General features: G+C 56.2%; 19 protein-coding genes and 1 riboswitch. Of the genes, 3 read left to right on the top strand and 16 right to left on the bottom strand.

From position 1 onward, the window contains the following. Positions 1-9 precede the first annotated feature (9 nt). Positions 10-1,023 carry an ABC transporter substrate-binding protein gene (locus AC2FNR_RS03195; protein WP_496847962.1) on the bottom strand — a complete coding sequence of 338 codons (1,014 nt, stop codon included), beginning with the start codon at positions 1,021-1,023 and terminating at the stop codon, positions 10-12. 214 nt (positions 1,024-1,237) lie between these two features. Here AC2FNR_RS03195 and AC2FNR_RS03190 point away from each other — a divergent pair, with 214 nt between their 5' ends. Together AC2FNR_RS03190 and AC2FNR_RS03185 are read left to right on the top strand one after the other, a co-directional pair. After that, a complete protein-coding gene (locus tag AC2FNR_RS03190) occupies positions 1,238-2,428 on the top strand; it encodes a GAF domain-containing sensor histidine kinase (protein WP_496847961.1) in 1,191 nt (396 codons plus the stop codon). Beyond that, on the top strand, positions 2,425-3,156 hold the full coding sequence (locus AC2FNR_RS03185) for a response regulator transcription factor (RefSeq protein ID WP_496847960.1): 732 nt from the start codon (positions 2,425-2,427) through the stop codon (positions 3,154-3,156). The genes AC2FNR_RS03190 and AC2FNR_RS03185 overlap by 4 nt, the downstream gene beginning before the upstream one ends. 9 nt (positions 3,157-3,165) lie before the next feature. Here the strand turns inward: AC2FNR_RS03185 and AC2FNR_RS03180 are convergent, their stop codons facing one another. From AC2FNR_RS03180 to AC2FNR_RS03110, 15 genes are all read right to left on the bottom strand, one after another. After that, a complete protein-coding gene (locus AC2FNR_RS03180; protein ID WP_496847959.1) occupies positions 3,166-4,581 on the bottom strand; it encodes an FAD-binding oxidoreductase in 1,416 nt (471 codons plus the stop codon). A 77-nt stretch (positions 4,582-4,658) separates the two neighbouring features. Continuing rightward, positions 4,659-4,916 (bottom strand): DUF4242 domain-containing protein, encoded by a 258-nt coding sequence (locus tag AC2FNR_RS03175; protein ID WP_170355157.1) that lies wholly within the window; start codon positions 4,914-4,916, stop codon positions 4,659-4,661. A 28-nt stretch (positions 4,917-4,944) separates the two neighbouring features. Further along, complete coding sequence (locus AC2FNR_RS03170; protein ID WP_496847958.1) at positions 4,945-8,478, bottom strand: AAA family ATPase; 3,534 nt, start codon at positions 8,476-8,478, stop codon at positions 4,945-4,947. A 105-nt stretch (positions 8,479-8,583) separates the two neighbouring features. Then, positions 8,584-8,841: a hypothetical protein gene (locus AC2FNR_RS03165; protein ID WP_170355155.1), complete on the bottom strand. Its 258-nt coding sequence runs from the start codon at positions 8,839-8,841 to the stop codon at positions 8,584-8,586. Between the two features lie 13 nt (positions 8,842-8,854). Continuing rightward, positions 8,855-9,556 carry a NapC/NirT family cytochrome c gene (locus tag AC2FNR_RS03160; protein ID WP_209196289.1) on the bottom strand — a complete coding sequence of 234 codons (702 nt, stop codon included), beginning with the start codon at positions 9,554-9,556 and terminating at the stop codon, positions 8,855-8,857. Between the two features lie 29 nt (positions 9,557-9,585). Continuing rightward, positions 9,586-10,023 (bottom strand): nitrate reductase cytochrome c-type subunit, encoded by a 438-nt coding sequence (locus AC2FNR_RS03155; RefSeq protein ID WP_496847957.1) that lies wholly within the window; start codon positions 10,021-10,023, stop codon positions 9,586-9,588. A gap of 12 nt (positions 10,024-10,035) precedes the next feature. After that, a complete protein-coding gene (gene napH / locus AC2FNR_RS03150) occupies positions 10,036-10,953 on the bottom strand; it encodes a quinol dehydrogenase ferredoxin subunit NapH (protein ID WP_496847956.1) in 918 nt (305 codons plus the stop codon). After that, positions 10,950-11,768 carry a ferredoxin-type protein NapG gene (gene napG / locus AC2FNR_RS03145; protein WP_170754176.1) on the bottom strand — a complete coding sequence of 273 codons (819 nt, stop codon included), beginning with the start codon at positions 11,766-11,768 and terminating at the stop codon, positions 10,950-10,952. Before napG ends, napH begins: the two co-directional genes overlap by 4 nt. Positions 11,769-11,795: 27 nt before the next feature. After that, positions 11,796-14,288, bottom strand: coding sequence for a nitrate reductase catalytic subunit NapA (gene napA, locus AC2FNR_RS03140; RefSeq protein ID WP_496847955.1), 2,493 nt, complete (start codon positions 14,286-14,288; stop codon positions 11,796-11,798). Next, the gene (locus tag AC2FNR_RS03135) at positions 14,285-14,578 is read right to left on the bottom strand and encodes a chaperone NapD (RefSeq protein WP_170355149.1); all 294 of its coding nucleotides are present in this window, start codon (positions 14,576-14,578) and stop codon (positions 14,285-14,287) included. The genes napA and AC2FNR_RS03135 overlap by 4 nt, the downstream gene beginning before the upstream one ends. Further along, on the bottom strand, positions 14,575-15,090 hold the full coding sequence (gene napF / locus AC2FNR_RS03130) for a ferredoxin-type protein NapF (RefSeq protein WP_496847954.1): 516 nt from the start codon (positions 15,088-15,090) through the stop codon (positions 14,575-14,577). The genes AC2FNR_RS03135 and napF overlap by 4 nt, the downstream gene beginning before the upstream one ends. A gap of 192 nt (positions 15,091-15,282) precedes the next feature. Then, positions 15,283-16,296 (bottom strand): FecCD family ABC transporter permease, encoded by a 1,014-nt coding sequence (locus tag AC2FNR_RS03125; RefSeq protein WP_170754172.1) that lies wholly within the window; start codon positions 16,294-16,296, stop codon positions 15,283-15,285. 1 nt (position 16,297) lies between these two features. Continuing rightward, complete coding sequence (locus AC2FNR_RS03120) at positions 16,298-17,245, bottom strand: ABC transporter substrate-binding protein (protein WP_170754170.1); 948 nt, start codon at positions 17,243-17,245, stop codon at positions 16,298-16,300. Beyond that, the gene (locus tag AC2FNR_RS03115) at positions 17,242-18,045 is read right to left on the bottom strand and encodes an ABC transporter ATP-binding protein (RefSeq protein ID WP_234899475.1); all 804 of its coding nucleotides are present in this window, start codon (positions 18,043-18,045) and stop codon (positions 17,242-17,244) included. Before AC2FNR_RS03115 ends, AC2FNR_RS03120 begins: the two co-directional genes overlap by 4 nt. Then, the gene (locus tag AC2FNR_RS03110; RefSeq protein ID WP_170754165.1) at positions 18,045-18,401 is read right to left on the bottom strand and encodes a DUF1636 family protein; all 357 of its coding nucleotides are present in this window, start codon (positions 18,399-18,401) and stop codon (positions 18,045-18,047) included. The genes AC2FNR_RS03115 and AC2FNR_RS03110 overlap by 1 nt, the downstream gene beginning before the upstream one ends. Before the next feature lie 102 nt (positions 18,402-18,503). Then, positions 18,504-18,707: riboswitch (cobalamin riboswitch) on the bottom strand. Positions 18,708-18,833: 126 nt separating this feature from the next. On the opposite strand from AC2FNR_RS03110, the gene AC2FNR_RS03105 reads away from it, so the two are divergent. Further along, complete coding sequence (locus AC2FNR_RS03105) at positions 18,834-19,481, top strand: helix-turn-helix domain-containing protein (protein ID WP_331251812.1); 648 nt, start codon at positions 18,834-18,836, stop codon at positions 19,479-19,481. The last annotated feature ends 100 nt before the right edge of the window (positions 19,482-19,581 follow it).

Genomic DNA, 19,581 nt, shown 5'->3' with positions numbered 1-19,581 from the left:
TTCATCGATTTACTTGGACGAAGCGATCACGGCCTTGGCATCTTCCAAGGAGTATTCGACATTCGCAACCGAACCCTTCGGCGTGGTTTTCAACGCGTCTGCGAGTTCGTCCCGTGAAATAGCCAGGAAGGGAACGGTAAGGTCCTTGGGCACCTCATTTCCGTCCAGAACCTGCTGCGCCACCCAGAAAGCCAGGGTGCTGACACCGGGTGCAATCGACAGCGAAGTCGTTTCATAACCGTTTGCGGCTTTTTCATCTGACCACCACTGCAGCTCATCCTGCCGGTTACCCATGACGATGGTTGGCATTGCCCGGTCGGTGGCTCCGATGGCTTGTGCAGCTCCATAGCCGTCACCGCCTTGGGTCACGACACCGACAATCTCGGGCAGGCTGGGCAAAATACCCGCAACGGCTTTCTGAGCCACATCTTGAGCCCAATCGCCATGGACCGAACCCACGATTTCAAAGTTGGAGTTCTTCACTTCGTCATGGATGCCGGCGCTGATTTCATCGTCCACGAAAACGCCTGCCAAGCCCCTGATTTCAAGCAGGTTACCGCCTTCGGGATAGCGTTCAGCCAAGTATTTGACCTGTTCGCGACCCATTTGTTGGAAATCGACGGCGATGCGCCATGCGCAGGGTTCCTGTACGATACCGTCAAAGGATACAACGGTAATTCCGGCGTCACAGGCAGCTTTGACGGCGCCGTTGATCGCTGTGGGCGAGGCCGCGTTGATCATGATCGCATCATACCCCTGCAGGATCATGTTTTGAATTTGCGCAGCCTGCTCGGTGGCCTGGTTTTCGGACGTCGTAAAGGCATCAGCGGAAGCAACTTTACCGTCTGCAACCGCGGCCTCTCCGACTTTTTGCCAGCTTTCCAGCATCGCTTGGCGCCATGAATTACCGGCATAGTTGTTGGACAAGGCGATGCGCTTGTCCGATGTGTCCGCCACGACGTTAGTGGCTGCGAATACCGTGATCCCGGCGGCTGCGCCGAGCATAATGGCCTTGAGTGTCATTCTTTCCTCCCTCGGCGGCCGATCCGCCGCACAAATACCGCGCCCGCTCCTCCGGGACGATGTCGAAAAGATTCCCCGGCAGGTCCGAAAGGTTAAGAGTAGGATGCGCGCAAAGCTTGCGGGTTCCCGCAAAACTGTTGCGGTAATCCGCATGACAGGATCGGGGCAGACTTCTATACTCTGGTGTGCTGGCCAATTTACCGAAAGTGCGTCGATGGCTGATCTTGCCTACTACCTTAGAATTTCCAACCACCTGGCGGGAAACCTGGACATCAAATCCGCGCTGCGCTCGGTCAAGTCCGAGATTGACCGCATTCTGCAGGTCGATCATTTGGATGTTTGTCTCATCGACGACAAAGGATACCGGAACACAAGCTACGAAGTAGGTCTTCGCACGAGTTGGAGCCGTACGCGGGCTCCTGTAGAGGTATCTCCGGTACGCGATATATTGCGCGGCGAATGTGACAGTCTACTCACTGGAAATGCCTTAGAGGACCCGCGATACGTCTTCGAAGGCGCAGATTGCGGACCCATCATCAGGCATGAAATGCGCAGCCGTGTGAATGTTGCGATGAAGGTGCTTGGCCGTACGATCGGGGCACTGAACTGTTCTTCCCGAAAGCCGGATTTCTACGATGAACAGGCCTTGGAACAAGTCCGCAATATCGCAGATATCCTTGCCCCATATTTCTATGCCTTGCGTGCAAATGAACAAACGCGGCGCGAAGCGATCATGCGTGCGGAACTACAAGCCCGTGAGGAAGGGTTGCGTCTAGGTGCACTTAGCCTGACAGACGCGTTGGAACTGGAGCGCCAACGGATCGGCATGGACTTGCATGATCAGACTTTGGCCGACATGACCCGTATCAGTCGTGAGTTGGAGCGCTGTAAGACAGTTAAAGACATCGAAGCGCTACGCGGCAATTTGCAGATCTGCATCCAGGGTCTGCGAGAAATAATCGACACGTCTATTCCATCGTTGTTGGAACTGTTTGGCTTTCAACACGCTGTCCGGACTCATTTAGAGCGCGCGGTAGGCGCCGATCAGGACATCGAGATCGACGTGCGTGATTTTTCTGATGGTCTTATAGATGACCTGCCACAAACCAAGCGGATCGCTTTGTTTCGGATTGCACAAGAAGCCATCAACAATGCTGTACGTCATGCGGATGCTTCTTCGATCTTGGTCGAGATCGAATGTCGCGAAGGGCTTCACTTGCGGATCAGGGACAATGGCGCAAGCGCCTCCGCACTCGAGACAAAAAAGGCGTCTGGAGGTCTGACCCATATGCGCACACGCGCCAGATTGATCGCCGTGCAGTTTGACATACGGTGTTCTGAAGGCACTGAAATCAGCGTTTGTCTTCCGGTGTCCGAATGCCCCAACAGAAAGGTGAGTGCATGAGAGTTCTGTTGGTCGAAGACGACGCGATGCATGCCAATTACTTGAAGGAATTGGTTCAAGAAGCTTTGCCCGAGGCGTCAGAGGTGAGTCTGGCGACAAATGGCCGGGACGGAGAAATTCAGGCCCGTCAGGACGCCGTTGAAGCTATTGTCATGGACCTGCGCATGAAAGAGCGCAATGGTATCGAGGCCGCGCGCACCATTTGGTCAGAACGACCTGACACGCGTATTCTATTCTGGTCGAACTATTCGGATGAGGCTTACCTGCGTGGCATTGCCCGGATTGTGCCGAAAGAGGCGGCTTATGGTTATGTCCTAAAGACGGCCAGCCCATCCCGGATGCATCTGGCTCTGCGCGCGGTGTTGCTTGAAGCCCAGATCATGGTGGATCGCGAGATCCATCAGATTCAAAGGGATCAGAGCCGGTCCGGTGAAGCCCTGACCGAGGTTGAACTAGCCATTCTGACCGATCTTGCGCTTGGCTTGCCGGATAAGGCGATTGCTGCCCGTCGTAAACTGGCGCTGCGGACGATACAAAACCGACTGCTTTCGATATACGAAAAACTGGATGTGAACGATTTGCTGATTGATACCGGCGATGTCGCGATCAACAAACGTGTACGCGCCGTATCAAAAGCAATGACGTCTCAGATTCTGAACAACGAAGCCATCGTAGCAGCAGAGAAAGACCTCAGCACCTGGTTGGCCCGATCGTCTTTTCACGTATAGCGCCACGCGTCAGGCGGGCAGAATATTGTGGTTAAGCCGGAACAGATTTTCCGGATCATACTGCGCCTTGACTTTGGCCAGCCTCATCCCGTTTTCACCGTAGGCACCGGCCATGTGATCGGCCTCATCTTCGGGCATGAAATTGACATAGGCGCTGCCGGTGGCATGGGGCGTCATACGATCATAGAGCGCGCGTGCCCATGCAATGCATTCGTCGTCTTTTTGCGGGTCCTCCCACCGGGTATGGACGTTCATGATGAAATGCGCGGACCGTTCCGGATATGCGGTGGCGTCGGAAGACACGCGGGCCATGGCACCGCCCACATGCGCAATAAACACCTCGCATGCCGGGTCGGGCAAGTTGGAGATACCATTCAGCAACCCCGTTATCGCATCTGATGACAACGTGCTGAAATCGTGACTTTTCCAGTAGTTCCGTGCACCCGGTGTCAAAAGCGGGTCAAACGCCGCCTGCCAGTCCACAAAGGCGTGGGGCGAAATGACATCCACAATCGGAGAGCCCAACCCGCGTAGTTCCTTCATGGCGTCCTCGCCATCTCCCATGGGGCCGGCATAGCAGGCGGCAAAGATCAGAACTTCCCGCCCGTGCCATTCTTCGGGCAGGAAGGGCAAAGGGGGCGCTTTGCGCATCACGCTCCAGACTGTCAATTCATCGGGTGCAGAATCCGCTATTTGCACATACTCGGCCAACAAGCCTGGCGCGGCTTCGATGGGGTGAACAATCAGTCCGGATAGGACCTGAGGACCGAGAGGATGCAGTTGGAATTCAAACGAGGTGACGACGCCGAAATTCCCCCCGCCACCACGGATTGCCCAAAATAGATCGGGGTGGCTGGACGGTGATGCAGTGACGATCATACCTTCCGCTGTGACCACCTCGGCTGAAAGAAGGTTGTCGATAGTCATGCCAAACTTGCGTGTGGTCCAGCCGAAACCTCCACCCAGGGTCAATCCGGCTGTACCGGTTGTTGAGTTGATCCCGAGCGGAACGGCCAAGCCGTGGGCCTGCGTCTCGCGGTCAACGTCGCCCAGCAAGGCGCCAGGTGCGACTCGAGCGGTTCTGGCCATCGGGTCTACGTGGACCGATCGCATCTGGGACAAGTCCAGCATAACCGCATCGTCAGCAACAGCGTGACCGGCGATCTGATGTCCGCCCGATCGAACTGACATGACCAGACCAGCGTCCCTTACAAAATTCACTGCCTTTTGTACGTCGCTTGCACCCAAAGCCTGAATGACGAATCCAGGATGGCGATCCACGATACTGTTCCAGGTTGTGCGTGCTGCGTCGTATTCCGCAGTACCTTCGCAATACACGCCACCGCGTAAAGCCGCACTAAGATCATCCAGTGAAGACTGGTCAACTTGGGCCGAAGTCCCATGCAGAGTTTTTACGTCGAACATAATCGATGCCTTCCTTAATAATGGAAGGTCTCTTGCCACTTGCCTCTGATAGAAATTGGAGTTTCAATTATTGCGTCTTACGCGAAAACTCCCGGATCTATCCGATCTACCGGAGTTATAACATCTGCCGGAATATTCAGGCGCGCGGCTGCTTTTCTCAGACTTTCCTCGTCAGGCGCTTCGTAAAGACAATAGGTTTTGCGTTTATCGGCACTAAGGAACGAGAAGATCCATTCGACCCCCTCCTCATCGTTGATTTCCTTGATGTGCGCTTTGCCGTCGTCCGTGATATTCAGCTGTTCGGCGAAATGGCGTTCTATAATATATCTTGGCATATGCACCCCCAGGGCATGCGGTTATGAACTAAGTGACCGTTCCTTCAAGCTTAGACATAAGGGAAATCATACCCAAATTCTGTGCGATTGCCAACGCTTCGGCCTCTAGGTGAAACGCATGTTCGAGGTTCTGCTTATGCCCGAATTTTCGCAAAGCAGACGCGTATGAAGCCTTGCTGTGCGCGATCCAAGGTGGGCTGGCCATATTTGTGTCGATCTCGATTGCTTTGGTCAGCATATGTTCCGCGATGTCGCGATCGCCCAGCAAGGTTGCCAGATTGCCTAGCCGGCGTGCGGCCGCCCCGGTGCAAACGGTGGTGGCACCAGCAGTGATCGTCAGGTCCTCGTAGGGCAAAAGCAGGTCAAATAGCGTTTGCGCATGGTCTTGCCTGCCAACCGCGACACAAATATCCGCAAGATATGACAGCGTAGTTGAATACATGGCATCTGCCGGTAGGTCGAACCGGTTTGCCGCCAATTCGTTGAGAATCCGTTCGGCCGGGTCGGAATAGCCCAACTCGGCGGCGATAAGACCAAAGCCAGGTTTCCAAGTGATGTCGTCGGGGTCTTCCTCCATCAGTTTCTTGATCACCGGAGCGACCTCGTGAAGCCGGTTCTGTTCGCGTCGGATCGTGAACATCTGCACACCGAAAACACCTTCGATGTGTTTACCGTGGGTTTTTCGGCCGATCTTTACAGCCTCAGTCGCGAATGCTTCGGCTTGTTGCCAAGCGCCTTCCATGATGGCAACCATCGCGCGCGCGTGGATTTGAACCCAGTAAAGCTGCAGGTGATTGTCCTTTTGCGAGACCTCTGTCAGCAGCTTGAGCGAGCGGTCAAGCATAACCCTGTCAGCCATCTCGGCCCCAACAAACAGGCTGAGGGTCCGGTCGCGCCCTTGGTCAATCGTGCCCAGTTTTTCGGCGACGTCGTGCATGGCTTGCAGGTTTTGCCGCCAATTTCGCGCCTCTTCATCCTGCCGAGCCACAAACGGGGCACCAAAACGCATCATCATGACTGAGAACTGCGATTTGTAGTCACCGAGATTTGCCGCCAGTTTCATGGCGCGGTGGCCGTACTCCGCCCCTTCACTAAACTGACCGATAAACATATAGGCCCGAGCGAGTTGGCTCATCAACTGGCACTGGCGTCTTTCGTCGTCTTCGGGCAGACCATTCAGTGCCTCAAGACACAATGAGATCGCCTCATTGTGACGTTGGCTGGACATCATGCACGAATCCGCGAAGTGCTGCGCGATGTCTGCGGACAGTTCGGCATGTCCCAGTGTTCGGGCCGCGTCGGAGGCTTGTTTGAGCTTGGCAATCCCTTGAGGCAGATCCCCAAGGCTGTCGTAGCTGCGCCCAACCAGAACCATCGCCGTGATTGTTTCGGCGCTGTTTTGCGTTCCAAGGTTCTCTGCAGCATGAAGTGCCTCGGTTGCGTTGGCCATTGCTTCTTGACTGGCAGACCGGGCAAGGGCCATTTCTGTTGCCAATTTCCATTGCGTGAACGCAACCGGCCAGTCTTCCGCTTCGGTCAAATGCCTTGCGACCAATTCAGGTCGGCGCGCAATCTCGGCTGATCGCAGACGTGTAAGGGCCTTGGCTACGTTTGCGTGTTGGGCTCTTCGGGTCGCAGACAGCATGGATTGGTATGCGGTATCGCGGATCAGGGCATGCCGGAAAACAAATTGGCTGCCGCTGTGTCCGCTTTCGAACACCAGTCCCGTTTCCACCAGTTCTGCCAGCCCCGACTGCAGGTCCGGTCTTTCCAGATCAATTGCCTCCGCCAGAAGGTCCAGCGCAAACTCGCGACCGATGACCGCGCCTGTCAACGCCATTTGCTTTGCCTCTGGCGACACGGCGTCGAGCCTGGCCATCAATGCGCCCTTCAACGAAGACGGAACGGCCAGATTTTCCTCTCCGGCTTCCATATATGCGCTGGTAAGTTCTTCGACGAATAGAGGCACGCCGTCGGTTTTTTCCATGATCAGGCGAACCAGAGACGCGTCTGGTGACTGGCCCGATATGTTTTGGATCAGGTTTTCAACCTGTTCAAAGTTGAAACGACGCAGGTGCAAGGTCTGGACGTGCGCATCACCGGCGTCGCGCTGTAGTTCCCAGCCAGGGCGGTGCGTGATCAGGATCATCAGCGGCAAATCTGCGCAGATCGCCCGGAACCGATCAAGCAAGGCGTTCGTCGACGGGTCGATCCAATGCGCATCCTCGACGCACAGAACGACCGGTTTAACCTGCGATCGCGCCTGCACCGTTTTTATCAACGTTTGCACGGTTATGTCGCGCTGTTCCTGCGGAGACAGGTCCAGAATATCCCGAGCCAATGCGCTTGCGGGGGCGACCAAGGCTGCAAAAACGGGAAGAACCTGATCCAAGTCGATGCCTTGCCGCGCTTCGAGCATGGCCCGGACGTGGCGCAACACCTGGTCATCGTCGAAGCCTGGCTCCACTCCTGCATCCTGCGATATTCGCTCGGTTACAGGATGGAACGGACTACTGGTTAGATATGGCGAGCAATTCAGTCTGATGATATCAGCCTGACCTGCATTCGTAACGTCGTTCAGAAATTCTTCTGTCAGGCGTGATTTACCTATGCCCGCTTCTCCGGTCAGCAGAATGACTTCACCCTGTCCTGCACGGGCGCGAAGCCAGGTTTGTTGCAGGATACCCTTTTCCGAACTACGCCCAACAAGCTGGTTTGATCCGTCATCACGATGCGCTGCTTTAAACCGGCTTTCAGCCTGCCTTTCACTAACCACCTGCAAGAGCTCTCGGGGGTCTTCAAATCCCTTAAGGTCGACGCGCCCAAGCGACGAGAATTCGAAAATACGATGCAGCATCGCTTGTGAATCCTCTTGGGTCAGAACAACCGTGTTCGGCGGGGCTTTTTCCTGCAACCGAGCAGCAAGGTTGAGGATTGGACCCGTCATCGCGCCTTCTTCATGTGTGTTTTCGCCGATTGTATCGCCAACGACTACATCGCCACTTGCGATTCCTATGCGTGCGGCCAGCGGTTGACCGGAAGGTGTCCGGAGCTTTTGAACCCGGGAGATAGCCTCTAAACCGGCCTTAACCGCGCGCAAGGCGTGGTCTTCGAATGCACGCGGCCAACCAAAAAAGACCAGCAATCCATCGCCAAGATACTTGGCGACGAAACCACCATAGCGTGATACCGCACCTGCAACTGCGTCCTGATAGGTTTGTAACAGCAGGCGCATGTCTTCGGGGTCTAATTGGTTCGTCAGTTCTGTCGAGCCGACAAGATCAGCGAAGAACACCGTCAGATGCCGGCGTTCGGCCTCATCGTTTTTGACCGCTTGATCCGGAAGCAAAGAAGTAGCCGAAGAATCGGCATGGTGTTGTTGATCGAATTCCTGAATGGCAGCCAGCAGGATTTTCCTGTGGCCCAATGACACCCCTATTTCCTTGAGGTCGTCATTCGTAAGCAGAGGCAGCGCACGCGCGTCGACGTCGTTTTGCCGAAACGCATCGGTGTACTGACCCATCCCAAGTTCTTGCAGCCATGTTCCGACTTCAAAACCCATTGCAGGATCATGCGGCGGAAACGGTTTTGGATCAAGTTGAGCGTTCAGGCGCGCAACGGGAAGCGCATAGGCGACGCGGTGGTTCGCGGCGCCGATACCGTATGGTTAGACAGTCGCACCTTTGATGCGAATCGCCGATCCAAGTGCTCCGGCACAGAAGCCGACGACGACTGCGATAACCAATTCGATGGTCTGGATATTGGCAAAGGACCAGTGTGCGAAGATAAGCGTTTCAAGCACACCGACGACACCGCCCATAACCGCGCCTAGCATCAGGTTGCGGGTCATCATACCCAGCGCAAGGCCTAAGATGCCCGGCAGGCTGATAATGTTGGCGCCGATTGTTCCCAGAAGTTCAAGCATATCGTGCCCTTTCTCAGTCGGCCTGCTTGGTCAGGAATGACCGGATTTCTGCGCTGCCATCAGCAACCTGATCTTGCAGCGTTCCAGACGCTTTGCTCGCCAGAGTTTCCGTCACCTCTTGGTATTGTTCCAGATATCCGGGTGGCAGGCTGTGTGCGATGCCCTGATGGCAGTCGATGCATGTCATGTTGTTGTCGATCGCCCTTTGGTGTTCGGACGCGGCGCGGGTTTCCTGAATAGTGAAGTCCATGTAGTCGAAGTTATGGCAGTTGCGGCATTCGCGACTGTCCGATGCCTTCATCTTTTTCCACACGGCCGAGGCCATACTCAGACGATGGTCTTCGTATTTTTCAGGCGTACTGATTGTGCCAGCCAACTCGTGATAAACGTCTTTGACAGCCATGATCTTGGCCTTGATTTTGTGGTTCCATTCATGGGGAACGTGACAATCCGAACAAATCGCCCGGACGCCCGAGTGGTTGTTGTAGTGAACCGTTTCGCGGTATTCGCCCAGATTGGTCTCCATCGTGTGACACGAGGTGCAGAATTCCTCGGTGTTGGTCAGTTCCAGGGTCCAGTGGAACCCGCCCCAGAACAGGATGCCAGCCAGAAAACCTGCCAGCACCAGAAAACCCGAGCTGAACATGACGGCCGGTGTCCAGATCGCGTTCCAGATGCGGCCAATCCAGCCGCGTTTTTCGGGGGAGTCTGCCATGTCGGTGCTCCTTTCAATCAAGCGTTGGATCAGTTTCCGGAAGAAGGTTCAAAAACATTGTCGACGAGCGCGGGCGTGTCTGCCTGCGGAACATGACACTGATTGCAGAAGTACCGAGTACCGGCGATTTGATCCAGTTCACGTCCTTCGCGATCCAGGTAGTGCGTCATCGATAAAGTGGGTGCGTTGCGCTCACCGGCCTTTGTCCAGTCGTGGCAGGACAGGCATTGGTTGGTCCGCAGATCAATCTGGTACTGGTCGATTGAATGCGGGATCAGCGGAGGTTGCTGTCGGTAATTCCTCTGCATACGCCCTTCGATAGTGCGGTGGACCTGATCGAGTGGAACGGGTTCATCAACCTCGGCACCGCGCAGGGCTTCGACTTGCGCGGATTGGGCAAGGGCGAACCCACTCAGAAGTAAAACGGGGATCAGGGCGGTGACGCCGGTCAGGATTGGCTTGTTCATCTTGGCACTCCCTTAGGTAGGTCTGGCTGCGCGCCTCTCGGGCGCGGGAACGGGATCGAAAGGCGCGGCGACCTGGTCGTCGAACCGGTGAGTAAACTTGAAGACATCGACCGCGCAGACATCGATACAGCGGCCGCAATTCGTGCAGTCGGGCGACAGGATCAGCGGTGTGGTGCCGGTTTTGCCGCGTAACGCGGGTGAGATGACGTGGTTTTCCGGGCAAACGGCAAAGCAATCCATGCAGTCGTCACAGACTGCGCGATTGGGCGCGTTGACACGCAACATCGCTTTGCTGCCGATCAGGCCATAGAATGCTCCGACCGGGCACAGGTGCCCGCACCATCCGTGGCGTGACACGAACAGGTCGAAGAAGAAGATTGCAACGATCATCGCCCAGACAAAGCCCGCGCCGAAAATCAGCCCGCGATGCAGCATGGTGATCGGGTTGATCAGCTCCCATGCGATGACGCCGGTCAGACCCGAGACGATCAGCACCGTAGCTAGGATCCACAGCCGGGTACCGCGTTTGGGTTGCCAGCCTTTGGGCAGATCCAGCTTGCGGTGCAGCCAATGGGCGGCATCGGTTACGGGGTTGATCGGGCAGACCCAGGAACAATAGACGCGCCCGCCGATCAGCGCGTAGACGACCAGAACTATCAGGCCTCCGATCAGGGCGGTAAGCTCGGGCCAGTGCCCGGCAACCACGCTTTGCAGTAGCACAAGAGGGTCGGTCAGCGGCAGCACGCCAAGGGTCAGCGACCCGGCCAGCGTTCCCTGAACGATCCAGATGCCAAACCACGGGCCCAGCAGAAACAGAACCAGAAAGAACAGTTGAGAGGCACGGCGCAGCAGCAGGTATTTGTGCGCGCCGATCCAGCCTTTGACTTCGATGGCTTCCTGTCCGACAGGCATATGGGTGCGGGTGCTCATTGTCCGGCCCCCGGCAAATTGTACTCCGGCGCAAAGCCGCCCGGCGTGACCAGATTATCGGTACCCGGTCCGGGCAGGCGGTCGGGCAGGTCGATGATACCTTCGACCACAGGCGCGCCTTTGGCGGCTTTTTCTTCCCAGCCTTTGCGATAGTGGTCGGCACTGCTACCGCGTGCCAGCCGGGTAGGCAGAACCTTGATCGCGGCTTCCGGTAGAACGCAGCTTTTCTCGCACATTCCACAACCGGTGCAGCGGTCGCCGTGTACGGTAGGGAGGAACAGCGCGTGGTGACCCGAACGGGTGTTGTGCGCGGTCTCAAGCGTGATTGCCTCGTCAATCACGGGGCAGACGCGGTAGCAGACGTCGCACCTCAGCCCCAGGAAGTTCAAGCAGTTTTCCTGATCGACCAGAACGGCCACCCCCATGTCGGCGTCGTCGATGTTGTCCAGCGAGGGGTCCAGCGCCCCAGTGGGGCAGGCGGCGACACAGGGAATGTCGTCACACATCTCGCAGGGCACGTCACGAGCGGTGAAATAGGGTGTGCCGGTGGCGACGGCATCGACGCCAAGCTCGGCAAGTTTCAGCGTGTCATAGGGGCAATCCCGCACGCACAGGCCACAACGGATACAGGCGGACAGGAAGTTTTGTTCCGGCAAGGCTCCGGGGGGACGCAATGCCTCGGCTGGTAACGCCCGCGCGTCGCGTGCCAGCCAGGCCAACATGGACCCGGCCGCCACGCAGCCGCCTGCGGCGCGCGCCGAGTCCTGAAGGAACCGGCGCCGCTGCGGCGAGAGGGGAGAGCCAACACCAGACATGAGACTTACCTTTGCCTTGCCAGTCTCTTACGCGCGCTCGACTTTACAGGCGCATTTCTTGTAGTCGGTTTCCTTCGACAGCGGGCAGGTTGCATCCAGCGTCAGCTTGTTGGTCAACTGGTGCTCGTCAAACCAAGGCATGAAGACCAGCCCACGTGGCACCTTGTTGCGCCCGCGGGTTTCGACCCGGCTGGTCACCTCGCCCCTGCGAGTGGACAAAACAATTTCCTGACCGCGCCGCAGACCGCGATCCCGGGCGTCGTCTGGGTGCATGAAAACAACGGCTGACGGGAAGGCGCGGTGCAATTCCGGAACCCGACGGGTCATCGAACCCGAATGCCAGTGTTCCAGGACCCGGCCGGTGCAAAGCCACAAATCGTATTCATTGTCCGGCTCTTCAGCAGCAGGTTCGTAAGGCGCGAAGATAATTTTGGCCTTGCCGTCCTTGTGACCATAGAATTTCACGTCGGCCCCTTCGGGTACATAGGGGTCATAGCCTTCGCGGAAACGATAAAGCGTTTCTTTGCCGTCCACGACCGGCCAACGCATACCGCGTGCCTGATGGTACATTTCGAACGGTGCCAGATCGTGCCCATGACCGCGCCCGAATTCGGCGTATTCTTCGAACAATCCTTTCTGCACGTAGAACCCAAAATGCTCTGCTTCGTCATTGTCGAAACCTTCGGCGGTTTCAGAAATCGGGTATTTGTCAACATTCCCGTTCTGGAACAGAACCTCGAACATCGTCTTGCCGCGATGCTCTGGCATCTTGGCCAGCAGCTCTTCGCCCCAAACTTCTTCTACGGTGAAGCGTTTCGAGAATTCCATCAGCTGCCAAAGGTCGGACTTAGCCTCGCCCGGCGCTTTAACCTGTTGATGCCAGAACTGAGTGCGGCGTTCGGCGTTGCCATATGCGCCTTCTTTCTCGACCCACATAGCCGTTGGCAGGATCAGGTCAGCTGAAACTGCGGTGACGGTTGGATAAGGGTCTGAAACTGTGATGAAGTTTTCAGGATTGCGATAACCGGGGTACCCTTCCTCATTGATATTCGGGGCGGCTTGCATGTTGTTGTTGCATTGAACCCAATACGCGTTCAGCACCCCGTCTTTCAGCATTCGGTGTTGCAAAACAGCGTGGAAGCCCGGTTTTGGCGGGATTGTACCTTCGGGAATTTTCCATGCGGTTTCACAAATCTCGCGGTGCTCGTCATTCGCGACAACCATGTCCGCGGGCAGGCGGTGGGCAAATGTGCCAACCTCTCGGGCGGTGCCGCAGGCAGATGGTTGGCCGGTGAGCGAGAAGGGCGAGTTGCCGGGTTCCGAAATCTTGCCAACTAAAAGGTGGACGTTGTACATCAGCGAGTTCACCCACGAACCGCGCGTATGCTGGTTGAAACCCATGGTCCAAAGGCTCATGACTTTTCGGTTTGGATCTGCATATTGCTTCGCAAGTTTCTCAAGCTTGTCAGCGGGAACACCCGAGAGTTCAGATACATATTCCAAAGTGTATGGCTCAACAGCTTTGGCATATTCTTCGAAGCTGATGGGTTCCATTTTGCCCGAGTTCGGGTTTTCCGCGTCTTGCTGAAGTTGGTTTTCGTCGCGCAGGCCGTAACCGATATCGGTTGCCGTCTTGGTGATGTTTACGTGCTTTTTGACGAAGTCTTCGTTCACCGCACCATTCTGAATGATGTAGTTGGCGATGTAGTTCAGGATCGCCAGATCGGTCTGTGGGTTGAACACGATGCCATTGTCCGCCAATTCGAAAGAACGATGTTCAAATGTTGACAGGACATGAACTTCGCAGCCCGGTTTGGTCAGACGCGTGTCTGTCAGGCGCGACCACAGGATGGGGTGCATTTCGGCCATATTGGAACCCCACAGAACGAATGTGTCTGCGTGCTCGAAATCGTCATAGCAGCCCATCGGCTCATCTATGCCAAAGGTCCGCATGAACCCAACAACAGCCGAAGCCATACAATGGCGCGCGTTGGGGTCTATGTTGTTGGAGCGGAAGCCCGCTTTCATCAGCTTGGCGGCGGCATAGCCTTCCCAGACCGTCCACTGACCCGAGCCGAACATGCCCACGCTGGTCGGGCCTTTCTTGGCCAGCGCCTCTTTCCATTTGGCGGCCATGACATCAAAGGCTTCGTCCCAGCTGACCGGTTCGAACTCGCCATTCTTGTCGTATTCGCCATTGGTCTTACGCAGCAACGGAGTGGTCAGGCGGTCTTTGCCATACATGATCTTGGACAGGAAATAGCCCTTGATACAGTTCAGGCCGCGGTTCACCGGCGCGTCCGGGTCGCCTTGCGTGGCCACAACGCGGCCTTCCTTGGTGCCAACCAAAACGGAGCAGCCCGTTCCGCAGAACCGGCACGCGGCCTTGTCCCAGCGGATATCCGGCGTTGCCGCCTGAGCGTCGGCTGCGCCTGTGGCCAGCGGAATACCGGCGGCCGAGGCTGTGGCTGTGGCCGCAGTGGCCTTGAGGAATGTCCGGCGTGATTCAGAATGTGTCATAGCGTGAGCCTCCGGCTGGTGGTTTGGCTTGGGGCATCGGGACGCGGGCGGGTCTCTGCGAGGTCCTCGAAATGGTGATAGGTCAACGTCAGAGACACGACCCCCGGGATCTGGTGCAGATCCATGATGGTCTCGGACGCAAGGCGTTCAGGGGTATCTTCGACAACGACGACGAAACGGCCGTCTTCGGTCTGAGCGTGGAGTTCGACGCCCGGAGTTGCGGCCATGGATTGCGCCGCATTGGCGGCATAGTCCGGCGCGACATGGGCAAGGCAACCGCAGATGTTCATTGTATCGCTTCCATTTGAGGTTGAGGGTTATGCTTCAGTATAAGTGCGTCAGCAGGACAAAGCGCCTCGCACAATCCGCATCCATTGCACGCTTCAACATTCAATGCGGGTTCCGCGCGCCCTTGGGTTTGGAGCGAAAATCGGATTGCGTTCTGCTCGCAATTGTCCTGACAGATGCGACAGCTGACGCCGTTCATGGATAGGCATGCTTGCTTTTCAAGCGACGCGCGCCATGGCCACAGGGCCAATCGGCTGATATCAAGCGCCGGTGTTGGGCAGGCTTCGGCGCACGCGCCGCAAAACGTGCAGGGATTGTCGGTTGGAGTGAACGCGGGAAATCCATCTGCCGCGATTGAAAGAACGCCTTCGGGGCAAGCCACGACGCAGTCTCGGCATTTTGTGCACTGATCATAAAAGACCTGGCCGACCGATCCCGGAGGCCGGGCTATTTTGCCGTCCTCTTCTTGAAATCGGGCGCGCAGGAAAGCGCGACGGGTCGTCACTTGGTCCATTTTAGACCTGGCTCTCGTCGTTTCTTTTGTTTGCTAATTTCCGCTTAGCGTTTTTGAACCGAGCCGGTTTTGATTTAGATCATTTTTTGGGCACTCTTAAGGTTGATCTAGGATATATTTTAAATGAATGTCGGAATTTGACAGGTGACCACAGTTTGCAGCCCAAGAATGAGTGAACAGGCTCCGTGTGATCTACCGTTTCGCGTTTGCAGTTCTCAGCAACAAAATGAACACGAAAACGGACCCTAACGAGGTGGTCACTATGCCGACCGGCAGTTCTTGCGGGGCCAGCAGCAGCCTGCTGAGGATATCGGACCCGGTCAGCAGAACAGCGCCGACCACCGCGGCCGCAGGGATTAAGTGGGTGTGCAGTGGTCCGGCAATTCCGCGCGCGATATGCGGAACCATCAGCCCGACGAACCCGATCACCCCGGCAACTGAGACAAATACAGCCGTAGCCAAAGCGGCAACAAAGAACATCTTGAACCGCAGTGACTGGACCGGGACACCCAGTGTCGACGCCGTCATGTCACCGGTCAACAAGGCGTCCAGCCAACGGCTGCGATATAGTGAGTAGGCCAGAATCAGGACCAAACCCGCGCAGACGAGCGGAAAGGTTTCCCAACGCGCCAGACCCAATCCGCCCAGCATCCAGAAGATGACAGAATGCGCAGCACGGTTGTCACCTGCGAAAATCAGGTAATTAGTCAACGCCGAGAACAGAAACGACACGGCAAGCCCAGCCAGGATGAGCTTTTCCGGTGCACTGGTTCGCAGCCCGTGGACAAGAGCCAGCACAATGCCCGAGGCCACGAGACCCCCACAAAATGCTGCTATCGGCAAAGTCCAGAACCCCAGTATGTCACCAGTCACCGTAATGACGAACACCGCCCCCGCCGCCGCACCAGAGGAAAGACCGAACAGGAACGGGTCGGCCAGATCGTTTCGGGTAGTCGTTTGCAGCACAACTCCAACAACTCCGAGGCCAGCGCCGATCACGGCGGCAAAAAGCGCGCGGGGCAGGCGCAGGTCGAAGACGATACGGTGAAGGGGTGACATGTCTCCCTCGACCAAACCAGCGCCGAGCATAATAGCTGAGACCGTATCGGACAGAGGAATGGATGTGGTTCCGTATATTGTCGAAACCAGAAGAAGGGCGGCCAGAATGACCACCCCGATCAAAAGTGTCAGCCCCAGACGGCCCAAATCAGTTCAGGCCCGTGCGCATGGCTGCTGCCAATTTTGCGATGGCCTGAATGTTTGCCGGCCCAGGGGTCAATTCTTCGTACCGCAAACCGATCCAGCGCTCGTTTTTGACCGCGTCGGTTTGTGACATAACAGGGTGTTCTTGCAGAAACCTGAACGTATCCGCCGCTCCGTTTCCGGTTTGATAATCCAACAGCACTAAAAATTCAGGGTTCGCGGCTGCCACGGTTTCCCATGACGTGCGACCCCAGCTTGTGTCCATATCACGGGTAACATTGAGACCACCCGCCGCTGCTATCATTGCGTTGGGGATTGCGTATTTCCCAGCAGTGAACGGAGCGTCCGCCGGGCCATCCAACAGAAACACTCGAGGTTTCGGTAAGTCTGCGGTTTTTGCCTCGATTGCGGTCAGTTCATCCTTCCAACCAGATACAAGTGCTTCGGCCTTGTCTTCGACATGCATGACTTTGCCCAGCCGCAGAATGTCGTCAAACAAAAGGTCCATGCTGGCCTCGGGGCGGTCTTTATGCAGATGAACGCAGCTTTCAGTCAGGATCATGGTTTTGATCCCGAACGGGGCAAGTGTTTCTGGCGTTACATCACCACCGGGACGCATTCCATAGTACCAGCCGGCGAAGAACAGATCGGGTTCTACCGCGACAATATTTTCCACCGAGGGATATTTCGGTGCCAGTTCGGGGATATCTCCACGTAGCGTGTCGAATTCAGGACTGGTTTTGTACCAGCCGGTGATGCCCGTGAGGCCGACGATTTTGTCTTGCAGACCCAGCGCAAAGGCCATGTCGGTCATGTTCATGTCATGTACGACCAACCGTTCGGGTTGGGTTTCAAACACCAACGGTTCACCACAATTGTCTACGGTCACTTCATGCGCAGCAACACCGCCCGCCATGGCCATAACCAGAGCCACGGACAAGATATGTTTCATTTTGGAAATCTCCTGGAGGGTTGGGAAACAGTGGTTTTTCGTATGTCCAGCGCGGGGATCATCCGACCGTCGTGCTGAAAGAACAAGTAGTCGACGCCGAACGTGTCGCGCACATGTTGAGTCGTCAGGACCTCGGAAACAGGGCCAAACCCGGTCAGCCGGGTAGATTTCATCAACGCAACATGGGTGGCGAATTCGGGGATCATGACAATGTCATGGACAATCATTATGACGGTTATCCCCAGTCCAGCGACCAGCGACAACATCCGCCCTTTGGCGTCGGGATCCAAATGGTTCGTCGGCTCGTCCAAAAACAGAAGAGTAGGGTTCTGTGCCAGCGCACGCGCGATATGGGCGCGCTGACGTTCGCCACCCGACAACACTGCCATGCGCTTGTCGGCAAGCTCCAAAAGGCCGGTCAGGTCCAGAATTCGCGTCAAGTCGTTTGCGTGATCTTCAGAGGAGCGGTCCGAGCGAATTGGAATTTGCCCAAGTGCCACATAGTCACGCAGATGCAAGCGCCCATCGGGATATTCCTGCTGACTGACGACGGCAATTTTTCGGGCGCGCTCCGTCGCTGACAGTGTCTTCAAGCTCTGCTCTTGCACCAGAACGTCGCCTTCGGACAGAGCTTCAGCGCCACAAAGTAAGTTCAGCAGAGTGGTTTTGCCAGCGCCATTCGGACCGGCAATGGCCAGAACCGACCCCTCTTCAAGGTCGAACGAGATGTCTTGCAACAGAACGTCACCGTGAAAAGAATAGTAGGCTACACCACGCGCCTGCAGGAAGGGTCTGGTCATCATCGAGCTCCTCGAACAGCCAACGCCGGCATGCGCGCCAATGTCTTGGTTATCAGAGGCGCCGGCCTGTCTGTGGCCTTTGTCCAACCAGTTGCGCTGCCCAGGTATTGCGCGGCGAATTGGGCAAGAGCATTCAGCTCTTGCTCGGTGCCGATATCACCAAACAGGTATTGGGCTTTTCCTAGGGCCTGAAATCCGACAGTGACCGGGTGATCGCATCCAGCCATACAGTCTACTGTGCGCACTGCGAAACCCGCAGGCAATTCAGGGCACAAGGCATCCGCAATGTGCTGCGCTGCCTCCAAACCCTGACAGGTCGCGCAGATCAGAACAAAATGATCAGTGGGCTCGGCCATCAAGCGTCTGTTCCACGGCCGCTGGGGCCGTACTGAAACGCGGTCGCGCATAAAGGCGTACGAGGTACCATCAAGCCTCCTTCCAGGACGCCCCGCCCCGGGTTGGTTTCGGTTGCGATGGCAGGTCTCCTGACTTGCGGGTCGAGGCTTGGCCACCCTTCCCGACATTATTCATGTCAGTGGGATATTGGCTTCGCTCACCGCCTACAGTTGCGGGGGCAGTTACGGACTTGGCACTTAAACCTCACCGTATTCCCTTTTCACCGCTGGAGCATGCCCCAGGGAACCATCAAATGCGTCACTGCCCGAGATCAGATCGCCGGTCAACACAAATCACCGGAGGTTGCGCAGGAATGTAGTTTTGAAAATATGTTTCCCTTCAAGAAAATTGCAGGCGATAACGACGAAGCGAAAGGCGTTAAGGATAGGTTGGTGAAAGCATCAAACGATAGGTCCAAACCTCAGTTTTCTCAGGATCCCCACAAGGTCAGGGACCCCGGTGAAAAGAACCTCGAAACGGCGATCGGTCGTGAAATCCGCGCGTTGAGGTTGCAGCAGGGCGTGACAATTGCGGAATTGTCGGGGCTGACCGGGTTATCCATCAGTATGCTGTCAAAAATCGAAAACGGCTACACATCGCCTTCATTGACGACGCTACAATCGCTGGCCAATGCTCTGAGCACACCGATCACTGCATTTTTCCGCAGATATGAAGAAACCCGAAACGCAACCCACACCAAAGCGGGAAAGGGCGTTGAAACAGAGAGAGCCGGGACACGCGCAGGCCATCAATACAGCCTTTTGGGTCATATGGGGTCTAATGCCAGTGGTGTTGTGGTCGAACCCTATCTGATCACGCTGACGGAAGAGTCCGACACTTTCCCGACGTTCCAGCATGACGGGATTGAAATGCTCTACATGCTTGAAGGCGAAGTCGATTACAGACACGGCGATCAAATTTACCTGCTGGAGCCGGGTGATACGTTGTTCTTTGATGCGGACGCACCGCATGGACCCGAGGTGCTGCGCAAACTGCCAGCCCGCTACCTGTCGATCATCTCATATCCGCAGACGCGTTAGTCACGATTCGGCGATTGATAAACCGCTGCTGAGGTTTTGCGGGGTTGCTCTCCGTGATTTTTGAATGCGGGGGAAATAGATAGCCGAAAATATTCCCCTT

Source organism: Ruegeria sp. SATB045, from assembly GCF_059613525.1.
Note: the sequence above shows the minus strand (reverse complement) of the source record. Positions and strands in the feature narration are given on the sequence as shown.